Source organism: Streptomyces sp. NPDC060002, from assembly GCF_042737245.1.
Taxonomy (GTDB): Bacteria; Actinomycetota; Actinomycetes; order Streptomycetales; family Streptomycetaceae; genus Streptomyces.
On sequence record NZ_JBHWUW010000027.1, the window covers coordinates 1 to 15,114 of the forward strand.

The window sequence follows — 15,114 nt, forward strand, 5'->3', positions numbered from 1 at the left end:
AACGCTCGACTGGGAAACCCCAGCCGAGCGCCTCGCTAAGCTCCTCACGACAGCCGCATGATCAGCGGTGTTGCCACGACCCCTTGAATTCGCCCATTCGACCGGGGCTTCGTTTGGTTGGTTAGAGCAGTGCCCGGAAGGGGTTGAAGTCTGCGAGCGGTTCCGACCGCTTCGGTTCCGGCGCGGGCTCGGGGGCCTGCTTGGGTGCAGGGCGGTAAGCGTCGAGGCGGACGACCCGTGCGCGGTTCTGCTCACGCTCCGCGCTGGCCGGCTGCGCCTCTGCGTGACGGGAAGTGGCCCGCTTCTGGTCGCTGTCCGTACTGGCCGGCTGTGGCACAGAGTCACCGGAAGTGTCACCACGGAGTGAGAAAACGGTGGCCGGCCGGCCGGTTTTCCCGGCCCGTTCCACGGTCACCACGATTCCGGACAGTTCCTTGACCTCAGCGGCAGTCGCCCCCACGTACGGGAGTACCTGAGCAGATCAGGAACGGGCAGGCCGTGATCGTTCGGCAGCACATCCAATCCCTTGTATCGAGAGTGCGGCGAATCTGGGTTACGCATTTTCGGCATGGTCCCTCCGGTTCCGTTACGCGCCGTCGGCGGCCGGCGCAGGCTTCTGAACCACGGACAGTGAGAAGAACGGGCCCCCGCTGGTCGGCAGGGGCCCGAACTAATCAAGGGTTAGGCAGTAGGCCAAGTGACAGCAGCCTTGACAATTCCCTTGGTCGGCTTCGACTCATCAAAGGTGTTGTCGGTCCTCTTGGTATCCAGCTCCGGGTATCGCACGATCTTGCCGCCGTACAGATGCAGGGTGTCGATGTAGTCAGCCCTGTACTTCTCCGACTGTCCCTCACGGAACCCCGTGAACTGGCTTGCGTAGGTGGCGAACTCCGAGTGACCGGCCACAATGTCCACACCGGCGGGCATGGCCGTAGTGGTCAGGATCGTGAACCCGGCGAGGCGGGCGACAACGCCATTGGCGGTCACGCCACCTTCGCCGTAGGCAGCAGCGTTAGCCACGGCCGGATGCTCGATGAGGTATCGCTTCACGCGCGGCGAGACGACCACGTAACGGCCTGCCGGGATGTCGTTGTCATCCAGGGCCAGCATCATGTCCAGAATCGCGTTGTACATGATCTGAGGGATGTTGTCGGCGGTCGGCGCGATGGCCGGAAGCGCCGTCGCCCCGGTGGCGATGATGTTGCCCATGAAGGTGTCGGCCTCACGGGCCAGGGCTCGAATCATCTGCTGGTTGATCGGCAAGTCAAGGCCCCCAGCGAGCTGGACCCGTTCCGCATCTTCGACAAGAACCTGAAGGTACTTCGCCTCAGTAATTGTGAGCTTCTGATCCACGGTTTCCGGCCGCTGTGCGGTCATACCGTCGGCGATCGTGTAATCACCCACGGTCGGCCGAAGAAGGCTGTTGATGTGAACCACATCGCCCTTCTTGCGGATCTCTCCTTCGTACTTGTTATTCGCAACGAACGGAGACGCCCAGACCAGAAGCGGGTCAAATGCTACGAGAAGTTCGGCATCCCAGATCTCGGGAATGAAAGTGGTGGTTCCGGGCTGCTGGTAGGCAAGAGTCATACAGGTACTCCTAATTATCGCTTACGAACATCGAGAGAAACACGGCGACGCTCCGAAATCGGGCTGCCGTCGCGGTTGTTACCGGCCCCGACAAGTTGGGGAAACGTCGGACCCTTGGGCTTGAAAGGCACCAGGGCCTTATCCATGGCCTCAGTCGATGGCTTGCCATCTTCACCAAGCAACTTGGAAGCGTCCAGGTAATCGGTGAATCCGTCAGGGAGATTGATTCCGACCTGGGCGGCATGATTCTTGAGTTCAGCCCGCGCCAGCTGCCCCGCATATTCCCGCTCAACCTCGGCCCGAATGGAATCGGAAGGGTCGGCCGGCGTGGCCTCGAAAATCCGTTCCGCGTCGCTCATGGCGACACCTCCTAGAGAACTAATAAACGTATAGGGAAGAAGTAGAGAGAAAGGCCGCCTAAGAGCGGCCCTATACCTCACAAGAGGACAACGTAAGAGAAGACACTGCCCCCCTTACCCCCCACTGTGAACGATGCAAGTAGGAAGTAGGGGGAGGAGTGTTTCTCTACGTTGTCCCTCTCACAGGGAGGTGTCCGCAGAGCCTCATAACGACTTAGGAACTGCCCAGCCCGCAGGCCGTGCCAGAGGCACACCGCCGAGTGTGCATGGCCCCAGAGGATCGCTCCTCCACTGTTCTGAATTAATGCGACACAGGAGGAGGCCGCCCGCAGGTGGCTTCCCTCACGTCACGTCCCTGTGGTGTTGATACGGCCCCACACTTCCCGGTAGCCCGACAGATCTTGTTCCGTCAGGCCATCGAAGTCGTACACAAGGTTTCTGTTCCGGCTTACCTGGATGCCCGCATACCTCAAACGCCGCGTACGGGCCTTGGCGGGCTTTTGGTGGGTCTCGCAATATCTCCGGGGGCGTCCACGTGCGGGTCGCGGCTGCTGTACGCGGGAGTCCCCGAGAACGACGTGGCCGACTGGATGGGCCACAGCAGTACTGACGTGCTCAGGGAGCACTACCACTACATCTTCGAAGGGGCCGAGCAGCGCGGCCGGGCAGCCATCGCAACCATGCTGACGCCCGGCGCGGACGACCCCTCGGAGGCGTCAGAGGTCGCCTGATCCACGTACGACAACAGCCCCCGGCAGCACGCCGGGGGCTGTGTTGTTTGTGCAGGTCAGTGGCCGTTTTCAGCCCGGCATCCACCCAGGATTCCCCCAGCATGACGCCCAGGAACGGTCCTGATCGGGCCGCAACGGGCAGAAAGCCGAGGGCGTCCCTCCGGACCTTCGAAACAGCTTCTGACCTGCAAAAAACCCTGCTACGGAAGGTTCCTGGCCATCACGATCCGCTGGACTTGATTCGTGCCTTCATAAATTTGCGTGATCTTCGCGTCGCGCATCATCCGCTCCACCGGGTAGTCCCGGGTGTAGCCGTAGCCGCCGAGGAGCTGGACCGCGTCCGTGGTGACCTCCATCGCCACGTCCGAGGCGAAGCACTTCGCGGCCGCGCCCTGGAAGGTGAGGTCGGCGTCCAGCCGCTCGGACTTGGCCGCCGCCGCGTACGTCAGCTGACGGGCCGCCTCGATCTTCATCGCCATGTCGGCGAGCATGAACTGGATGCCCTGGAAGTCGGCGATCGCCCTGCCGAACTGCTTGCGCTCCTGGACATAGCCCTTGGCGTAGTCGAAGGCGCCCTGGGCGACGCCCAGCGCCTGCGCGGCGATCGTGATGCGGGTGTGGTCCAGGGTCTTCATCGCGGTCAGGAAGCCCGTGCCCTCCTCGCCGATCATGCGGTCGGCCGGGATCCGGACGTTGTCGAAGTAGACCTCACGGGTCGGGGAGCCCTTGATGCCCAGCTTCTTCTCCGGGGCGCCGAAGGAGACACCCGGGTCGGACTTCTCCACGACGAACGCCGAGATGCCCTTCGAGCGCTTCGACGGGTCCGTCACCGCCATCACCGTGTAGTACTCGGAGACCCCCGCGTTGGTGATCCAGCGCTTCACGCCGTTCAGGATCCAGTGGTCGCCGTCCCGGACCGCCTTGGTCTTCATACCGGCCGCGTCCGAACCCGCGTCGGGCTCGGACAGGGCGTACGAGAACATCGCGTCGCCCTTGGCGAGCGGCGTCAGGTACCTCTTCTTCAGGTCCTCGGAACCCGACAGGATCACCGGCAGGGAACCCAGCTTGTTCACCGCCGGGATCAGCGAGGACGACACACAGACCCGCGCGACCTCCTCGATCACGATCACCGTGGCGAGGGCGTCCGCACCCGTGCCGCCGTACGACTCGGGAACGTGCACCGCGTGCAGGTCGCTCGCCACCAGCGCGTCCAGCGCCTCCTGCGGGAAACGGGCCTCCTCGTCCACCGCGGCGGCGTACGGAGCGATCTTCGCCTCGGACAGCGAACGGATGGCGTCGCGGAGCATGTCGTGCTCCTCGGACGGGCGGTACAGGTCGAAGTCAGCCGATCCGGCCAAGGTGTCTCACGCTCCAAAACGCTACGGTCACCGACGCTAATTACCGTTAAGTAACTCAAATTTTAGGGGCCCGCCCAACCGAGTGATACGTGAGCTTGGCGACAGGGGCCTTCTCCTGACAACTGCCCGGTGAGGGGAGCCGGCACGCCCCGACTATGCTCGGGCGCGCAGCGACGACACCCCCACCTGGAGCATCCATGGCCCTCAAGATCACCGTGATCGGCACCGGCTATCTCGGCGCCACGCACGCCGCGGCCATGGCCGAGCTGGGTTTCGAGGTGCTCGCGCTCGATGTCGTGAGCGAAAAGATCGAGATGCTGGAGCGCGGCGAGACCCCGATGTACGAGCCGGGGCTCGAGGAACTGCTGCGCCGGCACGTCCCCGGCTTCGAGGGGTCCAGCGGGCGGCTGCGCTTCACCCAGGACTGGGCCGAGGTGGGGGCCTTCGGTGACGTCCACTTCGTGTGCGTGAACACCCCGCAGAAGCACGGCGAGTACGCGTGCGACATGTCGTACGTCGAGTCCGCCATAGGCTCCCTCGCGCCGCATCTGGCGCGGCCCGCGCTCGTCGTCGGCAAGTCCACCGTGCCGGTGGGCTCCGCGGACCGGCTGGCCCGGACGATCGCCGAACTGGCGCCCGCCGGCGCGGACGCCGAGCTCGCCTGGAACCCGGAGTTCCTGCGTGAGGGGTTCGCGGTCCAGGACACCCTGCACCCGGACCGCATCGTCGTCGGGGTGCGCAGCGAGCGGGCCGAGGCGGTGCTGCGGCAGGTGTACGCGACGCCGATCGGCGAGGGGTCGCCGTTCGTCGTCACCGACTTCCCCACCGCCGAGCTGGTGAAGACCTCCGCGAACTCCTTCCTCGCCACCAAGATCTCCTTCATCAACGCCATGGCGGAGGTGTGCGAGGCCGCCGACGGTGATGTCGCCAAGCTGGCCGAGGCCATCGGGTACGACGACCGGATCGGGAAGAAGTTCCTGCGGGCGGGGATCGGCTTCGGCGGCGGCTGTCTGCCCAAGGACATCCGGGCCTTCATGGCGCGTGCCGGTGAGCTGGGGGCCGACCAGGCCCTGACCTTCCTGCGCGAGATCGACTCCATCAACATGCGGCAGCGCGGCCAGATGGTCGAGCTGGCGCGGCAGGCGCTGGGCGGCGGGTCCTTCCTGGGCAAGCGGGTCGCCGTGCTCGGCGCCACCTTCAAGCCCGACTCCGACGACGTACGGGACTCGCCCGCCCTCAACGTCGCCGGGCAGATCCATCTCCAGGGCGGGCAGGTCACGGTGTACGACCCCAAGGGCATGGCCAACGCCCGCCGGGTCTTTCCGACACTCGGGTACGCGGACTCGGCCCTGGAGGCCGTCCGGGGCGCCGACGCCGTACTGCACCTCACCGAGTGGCGGGAGTTCCGCGAGCTCGACCCGGCGCAGCTCGGGGAGGTCGCGACGACCCGGCTGATCCTCGACGGACGCAACGCGCTCGACCCCGCCCTGTGGCGCAAGGCCGGTTGGACGTACCGGGCGATGGGCCGCCCGACCGCGTAGGCGCAGGAGCGGACCCGGCCACCCGCAGGGCGCGGGCGCAGGTCTACGGAGCGACGCCGGTTCGGCCGAGGCTCAGTCGGCCGAACCGGCGTCCTGCTGCATTCTGCACCACCGGCCTGTGCCTCGGCCGGTGAACTACTTCGCCCGGTACCGGCGCATCTTCGCGCGCGCCCCGCACACCTGCATCGAGCACCAGCGCCCCCGGCCCGCCGGACTGCGGTCGTAGTACGCCCAGTGGCAGGTGGCGGCCTCGCAGGCCTTCAGCCGGGTCCAGGTGCCCGCGATCAGCGCCTCCGCCACCGCGGCGGCCGTACGGGAGAGCAGTGAGGCCGCGGGGGCGAGGCCGGACGGGGTGAGGCGGGCGGAGCCGTCGTGCTCGTCGACCGTCACCAGCAGGGGCGCCGACGCCAGCAGTTCGCCCAGCGGGGTCACCTCGCGGTGCGGCGGATGGCCCGCGTGGGCCAGCAGGGCCGCGCGCAGGGACTCGCGCAGCTCGCGGGCGCGCGCCACCTCACCCGCGACGCCGTCGGTGTCCCCGGCGCCGTCGGCGCTCTCCGGCAGCCCGAACCGCGCCCGGCCCTCCACCGTGTCCAGCGCGTCCGCGCCCGACTCGAGGTCCAGCGTGTTCACCAGGGACTCGACCAGGGCCAGGCCACCGGGTGCGGCCGATCGGTCATTCATGCTTGCGACGTTACCGCCAATGCGGGAGCATGCAGTAACCGTTACTGGTTACCCGGGTATAGAGGTAACCATCCCGATCGCCAGGAGGAAGTCATGGCTCTCGCCAAGCTGGGTGTGGTCGTTCTGGACTGTCCCGACCCGGGCGCGCTGGCCGGTTTCTACGCCGAGGTGCTGGGCGGCAGCGTCGAGGGCGAGGGGGACTGGGTCGATGTGAAGGTGCCCGGCGGTCAGTCGCTGGCATTCCAGGCCGCCCCCGGGTTCGTACCGCCCGCGTGGCCCGCGCCCGAGCACTCGCAGCAGTTCCATCTGGACCTGACCGTCGACGACCTGGACGCGGCCGAGCGGGGCGTGCTGGCGCTGGGCGCGAAGCCGCTGGACGCGGAGGACCGCTCGCGTGGCTGGCGTGTGTACGCCGATCCGGCCGGGCACCCGTTCTGCCTGTGCAGCTGCTGAAACCCGCACGACGGTGGTGGCCCGCCCCACGGCTGCGGCCCGCCCCACCGGCGCCGCACCGACGCCTACGGCGGCTCGGTCGCCGGGCGGATCCGGTTCACGGCCAAGGCGGTGGAGGCCGTCGTCGCGGAGATCGGCGCGGAACGGGTGGGCGTACGGATCTCGCCCGGCGTCACCTTCAACGGCATCGAGGAGGACGACGACTCGGCGGAGCTCTGCCCGGCGCTCGTCGAGCGGCTCAACGGCCTCGGGCTCGCGTATCCGCACGTGGAGGTAGGCCGACCCGGACTCGGCGCTGTTCCGCCGGATCCGGGCCGAGTGGCCGGGGACGCTCGTCGCCAACCCCGTACTGCCGGAACTCACCACGGACGCCGTCTCCCGCGCGGTCGACCGGCTGCTCGCCGCCGGGGCCGAGCTGATCGCCCTGGGACGGCCGTTCCCGGCCAACCCCGACCTGGTCGGCCGGCTGCGCCGCGGGGCGCCGCTGAACCCCCTGCGGGACCGGTACCTGATGTACGTGGGCGGGGCGGTCGGCTACACCGACCACCCCGCCCTGGCCGACGGGCCCGCTCAGCCGTCCAGTGACTCGATCGTCGCGTGGGACGGCGACCGGGTGGCCTGAAGGTCACGGGCGACGTCCTCCGCCGCGCCGAGTACGCGTACCGCGTTCTGCCAGGTCAGCTTGGCGAGGTCCGGCCTGGACCAGCCGCGGTCGAGGAGCTCCGCGATCAGGTTGGGGTAGCCGGAGACGTCGTCGAGGCCGTCGGGGGTGAAGGCGGTGCCGTCGTAGTCGCCGCCGATGCCTAGGTGGTCGATGCCGGCGGCCTCGCGCATGTGGTCGAGGTGGTCGGCGACCGTGGCGACGGTGGCGATCGGGCGGGGGTTCGTCTCCTCGAAGGCCCGGTGGACCTTCATCGCCTCGGCCGTGGTGGCGAGGTGGTGGAAGCCGTGCGCGCGCATGTTGTCGTCGGCGGCCGCCGTCCAGTCGACCGCCGCCTGCAGGACGAACTTCGGCACGAAGGTCACCATCGCCATGCCGCCGTTGGCGGGGAGACGCCCGAGGACGTCGTCCGGGATGTTGCGCGGGTGGTCGCACACCGCTCGCGCGGAGGAGTGCGAGAAGATCACCGGCGCGGCCGTCGCGTCGAGCGCGTCCCGCATCGTCGTCGCCGCCACGTGCGAGAGGTCGACCAGCATGCCCTCGCGGTTCATCTCGCGCACGACCTCGCGGCCGAAGGCGGACAGACCGCCGGCCTTGGGCACGTCGGTCGCGGAGTCCGCCCAGTCCACGTTGTCGTTGTGGGTGAGCGTCAGGTAGCGCACGCCGAGCGCGTACAGGCCGCGCAGGGTGCCGAGCGAGTTGGCGATGGAGTGGCCGCCCTCCGCCCCCATGAGCGAGGCGATACGGCCCTGCGCGCGCGCCGCCTCCATGTCGGCGGCCGTCAGCGCGGCGCGGAGGTCTTCCGGGTGGCGGGCGATGAGCCGCCGCACACAGTCGATCTGCTCCAGCGTCGCCGGGACCGCGTCGGGCAGGTCCGCGCGCACGTACACCGACCAGTACTGCGCGCCGACCCCGCCCGCGCGCAGCCGGGGGATGTCGGTGTGCAGGTGGGCGTGCTGGTGGCCGGAGATGTCGCGGGCGTCGAGGTCGTAGCGCACCTGCTCGCGCAGCGCCCAGGGCAGGTCGTTGTGGCCGTCGACGACGGGGAACTCGCGCAGCAGCTCGCGGGCGGCGTCCAGTGAGGTCATCTCCGTCACTTTCCGAAACCGAAGCCGTTCGAACCCTCGACCTTGGCGCGCAGGCGCTTGCCCTTCTCGGTGGCCTGGTCGTTCAGCTCCTGCTGGAAGTCCCGCATCCGGGCGAGCAGCTCCTCGTCCTGGGTGGCGAGGATGCGGGCGGCCAGCAGGCCGGCGTTGCGGGCGCCGCCCACCGAGACCGTGGCGACCGGGACGCCGGCCGGCATCTGCACGATCGACAGCAGGCTGTCCATGCCGTCCAGGTACTTCAGGGGCACGGGTACGCCGATCACCGGCAGCGGGGTCACGGAGGCGAGCATGCCGGGGAGGTGGGCGGCGCCGCCGGCGCCCGCGATGATCACCTTGAGCCCGCGCCCGTCCGCCTGCTCGCCGTACGCGACCATCTCGCGGGGCATGCGGTGCGCCGAGACGACGTCGACCTCGTACGCGATCTCGAACTCGTCGAGGGCCTGCGCGGCGGCCTCCATGACGGGCCAGTCGCTGTCCGAACCCATGACGATGCCTACAACAGGGCTCATTCGGTGATCGTGCCTCTCAGGTAACCGGCTGCGTGACGTGCGCGTTCGAGGACGTCGTCCAGGTCGTCGCCGTAGGTGTTGACGTGGCCGACCTTGCGGCCGGGCTTCACGTCCTTGCCGTACATGTGGATCTTCAGCTGCGGGTCGCGGGCCATGCAGTGCAGGTACGCGGAGTACATGTCCGGGTAGTCGCCGCCCAGGACGTTGACCATGACCGTCCACCGGGCGCGCGGGCGCGGGTCGCCGAGCGGGAGGTCGAGGACGGCGCGGACGTGGTTGGCGAACTGCGAGGTGATCGCGCCGTCCATCGACCAGTGGCCCGAGTTGTGCGGGCGCATCGCCAGTTCGTTGACGAGGACACCGGGCGTCCCGTCGTCGTTGCGGATCTCGAAGAGCTCGACCGCGAGGTGGCCGACCACGTCCAGTTCCTTGGCGATCCGCAGCGCCATCTCCTCGGCCCGCAGGGCGAGGGCCCCGTCCAGGCCGGGCGCGGGGGCGATCACCGTGTCGCAGACGCCGCCCACCTGCTGCGACTCGACCACCGGGTACGCGACCGCCTGACCGTGCGGCGAACGGACGACGTTGGCCGCGAGCTCGCGGACGTAGTCGACCTTCTCCTCCGCCAGGACGGGCACGCCGGCCCGGAAGGGGTCCGCCGCCTCCTCGACCGAGTCGACGACCCACACGCCCTTGCCGTCGTAGCCGCCCCGGACGGTCTTGAGGACCACCGGGAACCCGGAGCCCTCGGCGCCTTCGGCCAGGCCCTCCGCGGCGAACGCGGCGACGTCGGCCGGGTCGGTCACGATCCTGTGCCGGGGGCACGGGACGCCGATCGCGTCGAGTCGCGCGCGCATCACCCCCTTGTCCTGGGCGTGCACCAGCGCGTCGGGGCCCGGGCGGACGGGGATGCCGTCCGCCTCCAGCGCCCTGAGGTGCTCGGTGGGTACGTGCTCGTGATCGAAGGTGATCACATCGCACCCGCGCGCGAACTCGCGGAGCGTGTCGAGATCGCGATAGTCGCCGACGACGACTTCGCTCACGACCTGCGCCGCGGAATCCAGTGGGGTGTCACTGAGGAGCTTGAATCTGATGCCGAGCGGGATGCCCGCCTCGTGTGTCATACGAGCGAGCTGCCCCCCGCCGACCATGCCGACTACCGGGAACGTCACGACCCCAGGGTATCGGCCACGCCACCGCGGCCGAATTCCGTGCCTCTTACCGGGAACTTTCCCGCCTCATACCGACCGTTTCCCCGCTTCTCCCCCGCTGGTCACCGAGCCGTGAGGCGGACCACAGGAAACCGAGAAGAGTGGTGGTTAGCATGGCTGGGTTGACGAAACCGATCCCGGACGGGGGCCTGTACGACCATGGCGCATGGTTCCTCGGGGCTGAGGAGGGCCGTCCGCGAGCTCGCGAAGTTCGGAGCCGTGGGCGGCGCGGGGCTGCTGGTCAACCTCGGAGTCTTCAATCTCGTCCGGCATCTCACCGACCTTCAGGTGGTGCGGGCCAGTGTCATAGCGACGGTCGTGGCGATCGTCTTCAACTACGTGGGGTTCCGCTACTTCACCTACCGTGACCGCGACAAGAGCGGGCGGACGAAGGAACTGACGCTGTTCCTGCTGTTCAGCGCGGTGGGACTGGTGATCGAGAACGGCCTGCTGTTCGCGGCGACCTACGGCTTCGGCTGGGACAGCCCCATCCAGAGCAACGTGTTCAAGTTCGTCGGCATCGGGATCGCGACGCTGTTCCGGTTCTGGTCGTACCGGACGTGGGTCTTCCGGACGCTGCCTGCCGAAGAGGCCGTGGCCGGCGCCGAGTCGTTCCTGACGGTGACCGGGCAGTCCCGGGGGCCCGAGCCGAGGGCCGGGCAGCGGGTCGGCTGACCGGCCGGGCGCCGGGCCGGCCGAAAAGAGCCGTGCCCGAGCGGCGGGCGGGTGCTACCTGACCGTCGGCCCGCCGTCCTCCGCGGTCCGCTTCTGCGGGGCCGTACGGGACAGGAACAGCCCGAAGATCGGGGGCTGGGCCTGGAGCATCTCCAGACGGCCGCCGTCGGCCTCCGCCAGGTCGCGGGCCACCGCCAGGCCGATACCCGTGGAGTTGCGGCCGCTGATGGCCCGCTCGAAGATGCGGGCGCCCAGATCGGCGGGGACGCCGGGGCCCTCGTCGGTGACCTCGACCACGGACTGGTTGCCGGTGACCCGGGTGCGCAGCGCCACCGTGCCGCCGCCGTGCATGAGGGAGTTCTCGATCAGGGCGGCCAGCACCTGCGCGACCGCGCCGGGCGTGCCCACCGCGCGCAGATGACGCTTGCCGGAGCTGACGATGGCCCGGCCCACGCCGCGGTAGGCGGGGCGCCACTCGGCGAGCTGCTGCTGGATGACCTCGTCGAGGTCGAAGGTGACCGCCGAGCCGGTGCGGGGGTCCCGGGCGTTGGTCAGGAGGCGTTCGACCACGTCCGTCAGGCGCTCCACCTGCGTCAGGGCGATCGTCGCCTCCTCCTTCACGGTGTCCGGGTCGTCGGTGAGGGTGATCTCCTCCAGGCGCATGGAGAGGGCCGTCAGCGGCGTGCGCAGCTGGTGGGAGGCGTCCGCCGCGAGGCGGCGCTCGGCGGTCAGCATGCGGGCGATGCGCTCGGCGGACGCGTCGAGGACGTCGGCGACCCGGTCGAGCTCGGGGACGGCGTACCGCTTGTGCCGGGGCCGCGGGTCGCCCGAGCCCAGCCGCTCCGCCGTCTCCGCGAGGTCGGTCAGGGGGGAGGCGAGGCGGTTGGCCTGGCGGATGGCCAGCAGCACCGCCGCGATCACCGCGAGCAGCGCCACCAGGGCGATGATCAGCAGCGTGCGGCCGACCTCCCGGGTGACCGTGGAGCGCGGCTCCTGGACCAGGATGGTCTCGCCCTCCTCGCCCCTCGCCGTCGCCTTGATCACATCACCCCGGGGCTTGGTGCCGACCTGGATGACCGTCCGGCCGGGGATCCGGATCTCGGCGTAGCGGTCCTGCGTGACCTGGTCGCGCAGTATCTCGGCGGTGACGTTCTCCGAGCCCACCAGCCGGCTGTCCACGATGCTGGCCAGCCGCAGCGCCTCGGAGTCCACCCGCTCCTGGGCGCTGTTGCTGATCGTGCGGGTCTCGACGATGACGAGGGACACCCCGAAGACGGCGATGACGACGAGCACGACGGCGAGGGTGGACTGAATGAGACGGCGACGCACAAGACCCTCCGGGCAGTGACTCTACGAGTCCGGTTCGGGCAACCCCCTCAGGGGCGCGGGGAACTGCGCGACCGGCCCCACCGGCCCGCACCCGACAACGCGACGCGCATGGCCGGACGACCGCAGCGGCAGCGTTCAGCTCTTCTCGAAGCGGAACCCGACACCGCGCACGGTGGCGATGTACCGGGGGTTCGCCGCGTCGTCGCCGAGCTTCTTGCGCAGCCAGGAGATGTGCATGTCGAGGGTCTTGGTGGACGACCACCAGGTGGTGTCCCAGACCTCGCGCATCAGCTGGTCACGGGTGACGACCCGGCCCGCGTCGCGGACGAGGACCCGCAACAGGTCGAACTCCTTGGCCGTGAGCTGGAGTTCCTCCTCGCCCATCCAGGCGCGGTGCGACTCGACGTCGATGCGGACGCCGTGCGTGGCGGGCGGCTGCTGGGGCTCGGACGCGCCGCGCCGCAGCAGGGCCCGGACCCGGGCCAGCAGCTCGGCCAGCCGGAAGGGCTTGGTGACGTAGTCGTCGGCGCCCGCGTCCAGGCCTACGACGGTGTCCACCTCGTCGGCGCGCGCGGTCAGGATGAGGATCGGGATGGCGTGGCCCTCCGAGCGCAGTCGACGGGCCACCTCCAGACCGTCCATGCCGGGCAGCCCGAGGTCGAGCACGACCAGGTCGACGCCGCCCTGCATTCCTGCGTCGAGCGCGGTGGGGCCGTCCTCACGCACCTCGACCTCGTAGCCTTCCCGGCGCAGGGCGCGGGCCAGCGGCTCCGAGATGGACGCGTCGTCCTCGGCGAGCAGTACACGGGTCATGAGCTGATGGTAGTCCGCGCCGGGCGGCGGCCGAAGTGTGATCGCCCAGCTGTTTCTTACTCACGGACATGCCGGACAGACGGCATGCCGAGCGGGGGCCCGTCCCCCCGTCGATCTTGGTACGGACCTACGGTCGAGGGATGACATCCTGATACGGACCTTCAAAACACCACCCACGGTTCCTTGATCACCTGTGATCCGTGTCTCAAGTCCTTCCATATCAGGCGTTGTGCTGTCGTATGGTGAAGTAACGCCTGTAGCACACATGGACCTTCGGCGGTCGGATCGACGCTGAGGGTCTCCTTTGTGTGCGGGCCGGTCCCCGCCGGCCTCCAGAGGAACGACCTGTGGCCGGGCCCCCGACTCGAGGGGCGTGGATCCCGGTGGTCGCCGTCCGCCGCTCCGAGACCCGGAGCGGACTCCCCCGGGGCGTGGGGGTGGACGACGCGGACCGCCGGTGCCGGCCGCCCCCCACCGGGCGCGCAACGCTCCACTGCGGCGCGCGTCCCGAGCAGCAAGGAACGACATGGCGTCCAGCCTGACGAAGGACTCGGTCCGCCCGGGCACCCCCGGCTCCGGGAAGACCTTCTTCGGCCACCCCCGCGGACTGGCCACTCTCTTCATGACCGAGATGTGGGAGCGCTTCTCCTACTACGGCATGAAGGCCCTGCTCCCGCTGTACCTCGTGGCTCCGACGGGCCTGCACCTCGACAACGCGACCGCGATCACCATCGCCTCGGTGTACGTGTCCCTGGTGTACCTGCTCGCCCTCCCCGGCGGCTGGTTCGCGGACCGCGTCCTCGGGCCCCGCAAGACGGTCGCCCTCGCCGGCCTGATCATCATGCTGGGCCACCTGACCCTCGCGGTGCCCGTGGCCGGCGTCTTCTACGTCGGCCTCGCCCTCGTGGCGCTCGGCTCGGGGCTGCTGAAGGCCAACATCTCCACGATGGTCGGCCACCTCTACGACGGCCCGAACGACCCGCGTCGCGACGGCGGCTTCACCGTCTTCTACGTCGGCATCAACACGGGCGCCTTCGCCGCGCCGCTGATCATCGGCACCGTCGGCGAGAAGGTCAACTGGCACCTCGGCTTCGCGCTGGCCGCGCTCGGCATGGCGCTGGGCCTCGTCCAGTTCCTGCTCGGCACCCGTCACCTGAGCTCGCGCAGCGACATCGTGCCGACCCCGCTGTCCGCCGCCGAGAAGTCGTCCACCCTGCGCAAGGGCCTGTTCTGGCTGGCCGCCGCCGCGGTCTTCTACGGCGCCGTCGGCCTCTCCGGCCACTTCACGCTCAACTGGGCCATGATCCCGCTCACCGTCATCGGGCTGATCGTCCCGATCTGGGTCATCGCCCGCATAAGGCGAGACAGGTCGCTGGACTCCACCGAGCAGTCGCGGGTGTCGGCGTACGTCTGGTTCTTCGTGGCCGCCGCCGTGTTCTGGATGATCTACGACCAGGGCGCCACCACGCTGTCGATCTTCGCCGACTCCTCGGCCGACAACAGCGTCCTCGGCTGGGAGTTCCCGGTCTCCTGGTACCAGTCGGTCAACCCGGTCATGATCATGGCAGCCGCTCCGGTCTTCGCCTGGCTGTGGCTGTGGCTGAACCGGCGCGGCAAGGAGCCGAGCACGGTCGTGAAGTTCGCCTCCGGGCTCGTCCTGGTCGGCGCGTCGTTCTTCGTCTTCCTCATCCCGCTGTCGATCGCCGACGGCGGCCACAAGGCCGCGGCGCTGTGGATCGTCGCGATCTACTTCATCCAGACGATCGGCGAGCTGACGCTCTCCCCGGTCGGCCTGTCGGTCACCACGAAGATGGCTCCCGCGAAGTACGCCTCGCAGATGATGGGCGTCTGGTTCCTCGCGGTCACCGCGGGCGACTCGTTCACCGCCCTGCTCTCCAACCCGGCCGTCGGCGGGGTCAACCTGGACAGGATGGGCTTCGTGGCGTTGGAAGCCGTCCTCGCCGTGCTCGCCGGTGTCGCGGTGTGGATGTACCGCGGCAAGGTCAAGCGGCTGATGGGCGACGTCCACTGACGTCCGCTCCCGTGGCTGCCGGAGGGCCGCCGTACCCGCGTGGGTACGGCGGCCCTCCGTCGTTCTCG

Annotated in this window: 14 protein-coding genes and 1 pseudogene; 6 read left to right on the forward strand and 9 right to left on the reverse strand. The window is 69.1% G+C overall.

The window, feature by feature from the left end:
* Positions 1-681: 681 nt before the first annotated feature.
* Positions 682-1,590 (reverse strand): hypothetical protein, encoded by a 909-nt coding sequence (locus ACFWBD_RS23215; protein ID WP_385669829.1) that lies wholly within the window; start codon positions 1,588-1,590, stop codon positions 682-684.
* 14 nt (positions 1,591-1,604) lie between these two features.
* Positions 1,605-1,949: a hypothetical protein gene (locus ACFWBD_RS23220; RefSeq protein WP_385669832.1), complete on the reverse strand. Its 345-nt coding sequence runs from the start codon at positions 1,947-1,949 to the stop codon at positions 1,605-1,607.
* A 503-nt stretch (positions 1,950-2,452) separates the two neighbouring features.
* Here ACFWBD_RS23220 and ACFWBD_RS23225 point away from each other — a divergent pair.
* On the forward strand, positions 2,453-2,680 hold the full coding sequence (locus ACFWBD_RS23225; RefSeq protein WP_385669835.1) for a hypothetical protein: 228 nt from the start codon (positions 2,453-2,455) through the stop codon (positions 2,678-2,680).
* A gap of 200 nt (positions 2,681-2,880) precedes the next feature.
* On the opposite strand, the gene ACFWBD_RS23230 is transcribed toward ACFWBD_RS23225, so the two are convergent.
* Positions 2,881-4,038, reverse strand: a complete 1,158-nt coding sequence (locus ACFWBD_RS23230) for an acyl-CoA dehydrogenase family protein (protein ID WP_385669838.1) — start codon at positions 4,036-4,038, stop codon at positions 2,881-2,883.
* Between the two features lie 197 nt (positions 4,039-4,235).
* On the opposite strand from ACFWBD_RS23230, the gene ACFWBD_RS23235 reads away from it, so the two are divergent.
* On the forward strand, positions 4,236-5,579 hold the full coding sequence (locus ACFWBD_RS23235; protein WP_385669841.1) for a UDP-glucose dehydrogenase family protein: 1,344 nt from the start codon (positions 4,236-4,238) through the stop codon (positions 5,577-5,579).
* Positions 5,580-5,714: 135 nt separating this feature from the next.
* Here the strand turns inward: ACFWBD_RS23235 and ACFWBD_RS23240 are convergent, their stop codons facing one another.
* Positions 5,715-6,260: a CGNR zinc finger domain-containing protein gene (locus ACFWBD_RS23240; RefSeq protein ID WP_385669844.1), complete on the reverse strand. Its 546-nt coding sequence runs from the start codon at positions 6,258-6,260 to the stop codon at positions 5,715-5,717.
* A gap of 93 nt (positions 6,261-6,353) precedes the next feature.
* Between ACFWBD_RS23240 and ACFWBD_RS23245 the strand changes: the two genes are divergently transcribed.
* Together ACFWBD_RS23245 and ACFWBD_RS23250 are read left to right on the forward strand one after the other, a co-directional pair.
* Entirely contained in the window at positions 6,354-6,713 is a 360-nt protein-coding gene (locus ACFWBD_RS23245; RefSeq protein WP_385669847.1) for a VOC family protein, read from the forward strand.
* Between the two features lie 51 nt (positions 6,714-6,764).
* Positions 6,765-7,335: pseudogene (locus ACFWBD_RS23250) on the forward strand (alkene reductase); the annotation flags it as partial.
* Here ACFWBD_RS23250 and ACFWBD_RS23255 read toward each other — a convergent pair.
* Genes ACFWBD_RS23255 through ACFWBD_RS23265 form a run of 3 tightly spaced genes read right to left on the reverse strand, consistent with a single transcriptional unit; the run spans position 7,284 to position 10,158 of the window.
* Entirely contained in the window at positions 7,284-8,462 is a 1,179-nt protein-coding gene (locus tag ACFWBD_RS23255; RefSeq protein WP_385669850.1) for a dipeptidase, read from the reverse strand. The pseudogene ACFWBD_RS23250 and the gene ACFWBD_RS23255 sit on opposite strands and share 52 nt — an antisense overlap.
* Before the next feature lie 5 nt (positions 8,463-8,467).
* Positions 8,468-8,989, reverse strand: coding sequence for a 5-(carboxyamino)imidazole ribonucleotide mutase (gene purE, locus ACFWBD_RS23260; RefSeq protein ID WP_385565946.1), 522 nt, complete (start codon positions 8,987-8,989; stop codon positions 8,468-8,470).
* Positions 8,986-10,158, reverse strand: a complete 1,173-nt coding sequence (locus ACFWBD_RS23265; protein WP_385669853.1) for a 5-(carboxyamino)imidazole ribonucleotide synthase — start codon at positions 10,156-10,158, stop codon at positions 8,986-8,988. The genes purE and ACFWBD_RS23265 overlap by 4 nt, the downstream gene beginning before the upstream one ends.
* A 198-nt stretch (positions 10,159-10,356) precedes the next feature.
* On the opposite strand from ACFWBD_RS23265, the gene ACFWBD_RS23270 reads away from it, so the two are divergent.
* Positions 10,357-10,872 (forward strand): GtrA family protein, encoded by a 516-nt coding sequence (locus tag ACFWBD_RS23270; protein ID WP_385669856.1) that lies wholly within the window; start codon positions 10,357-10,359, stop codon positions 10,870-10,872.
* 54 nt (positions 10,873-10,926) lie between these two features.
* On the opposite strand, the gene ACFWBD_RS23275 is transcribed toward ACFWBD_RS23270, so the two are convergent.
* Together ACFWBD_RS23275 and ACFWBD_RS23280 are read right to left on the reverse strand one after the other, a co-directional pair.
* On the reverse strand, positions 10,927-12,201 hold the full coding sequence (locus ACFWBD_RS23275; protein ID WP_385669859.1) for an ATP-binding protein: 1,275 nt from the start codon (positions 12,199-12,201) through the stop codon (positions 10,927-10,929).
* A 135-nt stretch (positions 12,202-12,336) separates the two neighbouring features.
* Positions 12,337-13,014 carry a response regulator transcription factor gene (locus ACFWBD_RS23280; protein WP_020128522.1) on the reverse strand — a complete coding sequence of 226 codons (678 nt, stop codon included), beginning with the start codon at positions 13,012-13,014 and terminating at the stop codon, positions 12,337-12,339.
* A gap of 526 nt (positions 13,015-13,540) precedes the next feature.
* Here ACFWBD_RS23280 and ACFWBD_RS23285 point away from each other — a divergent pair.
* Complete coding sequence (locus ACFWBD_RS23285; RefSeq protein ID WP_385669862.1) at positions 13,541-15,046, forward strand: peptide MFS transporter; 1,506 nt, start codon at positions 13,541-13,543, stop codon at positions 15,044-15,046.
* Positions 15,047-15,114 lie beyond the last annotated feature (68 nt).

Excerpts from the sequence above, each read along its gene's own strand:
- ACFWBD_RS23215 (WP_385669829.1), bottom strand. The coding sequence starts at position 1,590 with ATGACTCTTGCCTACCAGCAGCCCGGAACCACCACTTTCATTCCCGAG.
- ACFWBD_RS23280 (WP_020128522.1), bottom strand. The coding sequence starts at position 13,014 with ATGACCCGTGTACTGCTCGCCGAGGACGACGCGTCCATCTCGGAGCCG.
- ACFWBD_RS23220 (WP_385669832.1), bottom strand. The coding sequence starts at position 1,949 with ATGAGCGACGCGGAACGGATTTTCGAGGCCACGCCGGCCGACCCTTCC.
- ACFWBD_RS23255 (WP_385669850.1), bottom strand. The coding sequence starts at position 8,462 with ATGACCTCACTGGACGCCGCCCGCGAGCTGCTGCGCGAGTTCCCCGTC.
- purE (WP_385565946.1), bottom strand. The coding sequence starts at position 8,989 with ATGAGCCCTGTTGTAGGCATCGTCATGGGTTCGGACAGCGACTGGCCC.
- ACFWBD_RS23235 (WP_385669841.1), top strand. The coding sequence starts at position 4,236 with ATGGCCCTCAAGATCACCGTGATCGGCACCGGCTATCTCGGCGCCACG.
- ACFWBD_RS23270 (WP_385669856.1), top strand. The coding sequence starts at position 10,357 with ATGGCGCATGGTTCCTCGGGGCTGAGGAGGGCCGTCCGCGAGCTCGCG.
- ACFWBD_RS23245 (WP_385669847.1), top strand. The coding sequence starts at position 6,354 with ATGGCTCTCGCCAAGCTGGGTGTGGTCGTTCTGGACTGTCCCGACCCG.
- ACFWBD_RS23240 (WP_385669844.1), bottom strand. The coding sequence starts at position 6,260 with ATGAATGACCGATCGGCCGCACCCGGTGGCCTGGCCCTGGTCGAGTCC.
- ACFWBD_RS23285 (WP_385669862.1), top strand. The coding sequence starts at position 13,541 with ATGGCGTCCAGCCTGACGAAGGACTCGGTCCGCCCGGGCACCCCCGGC.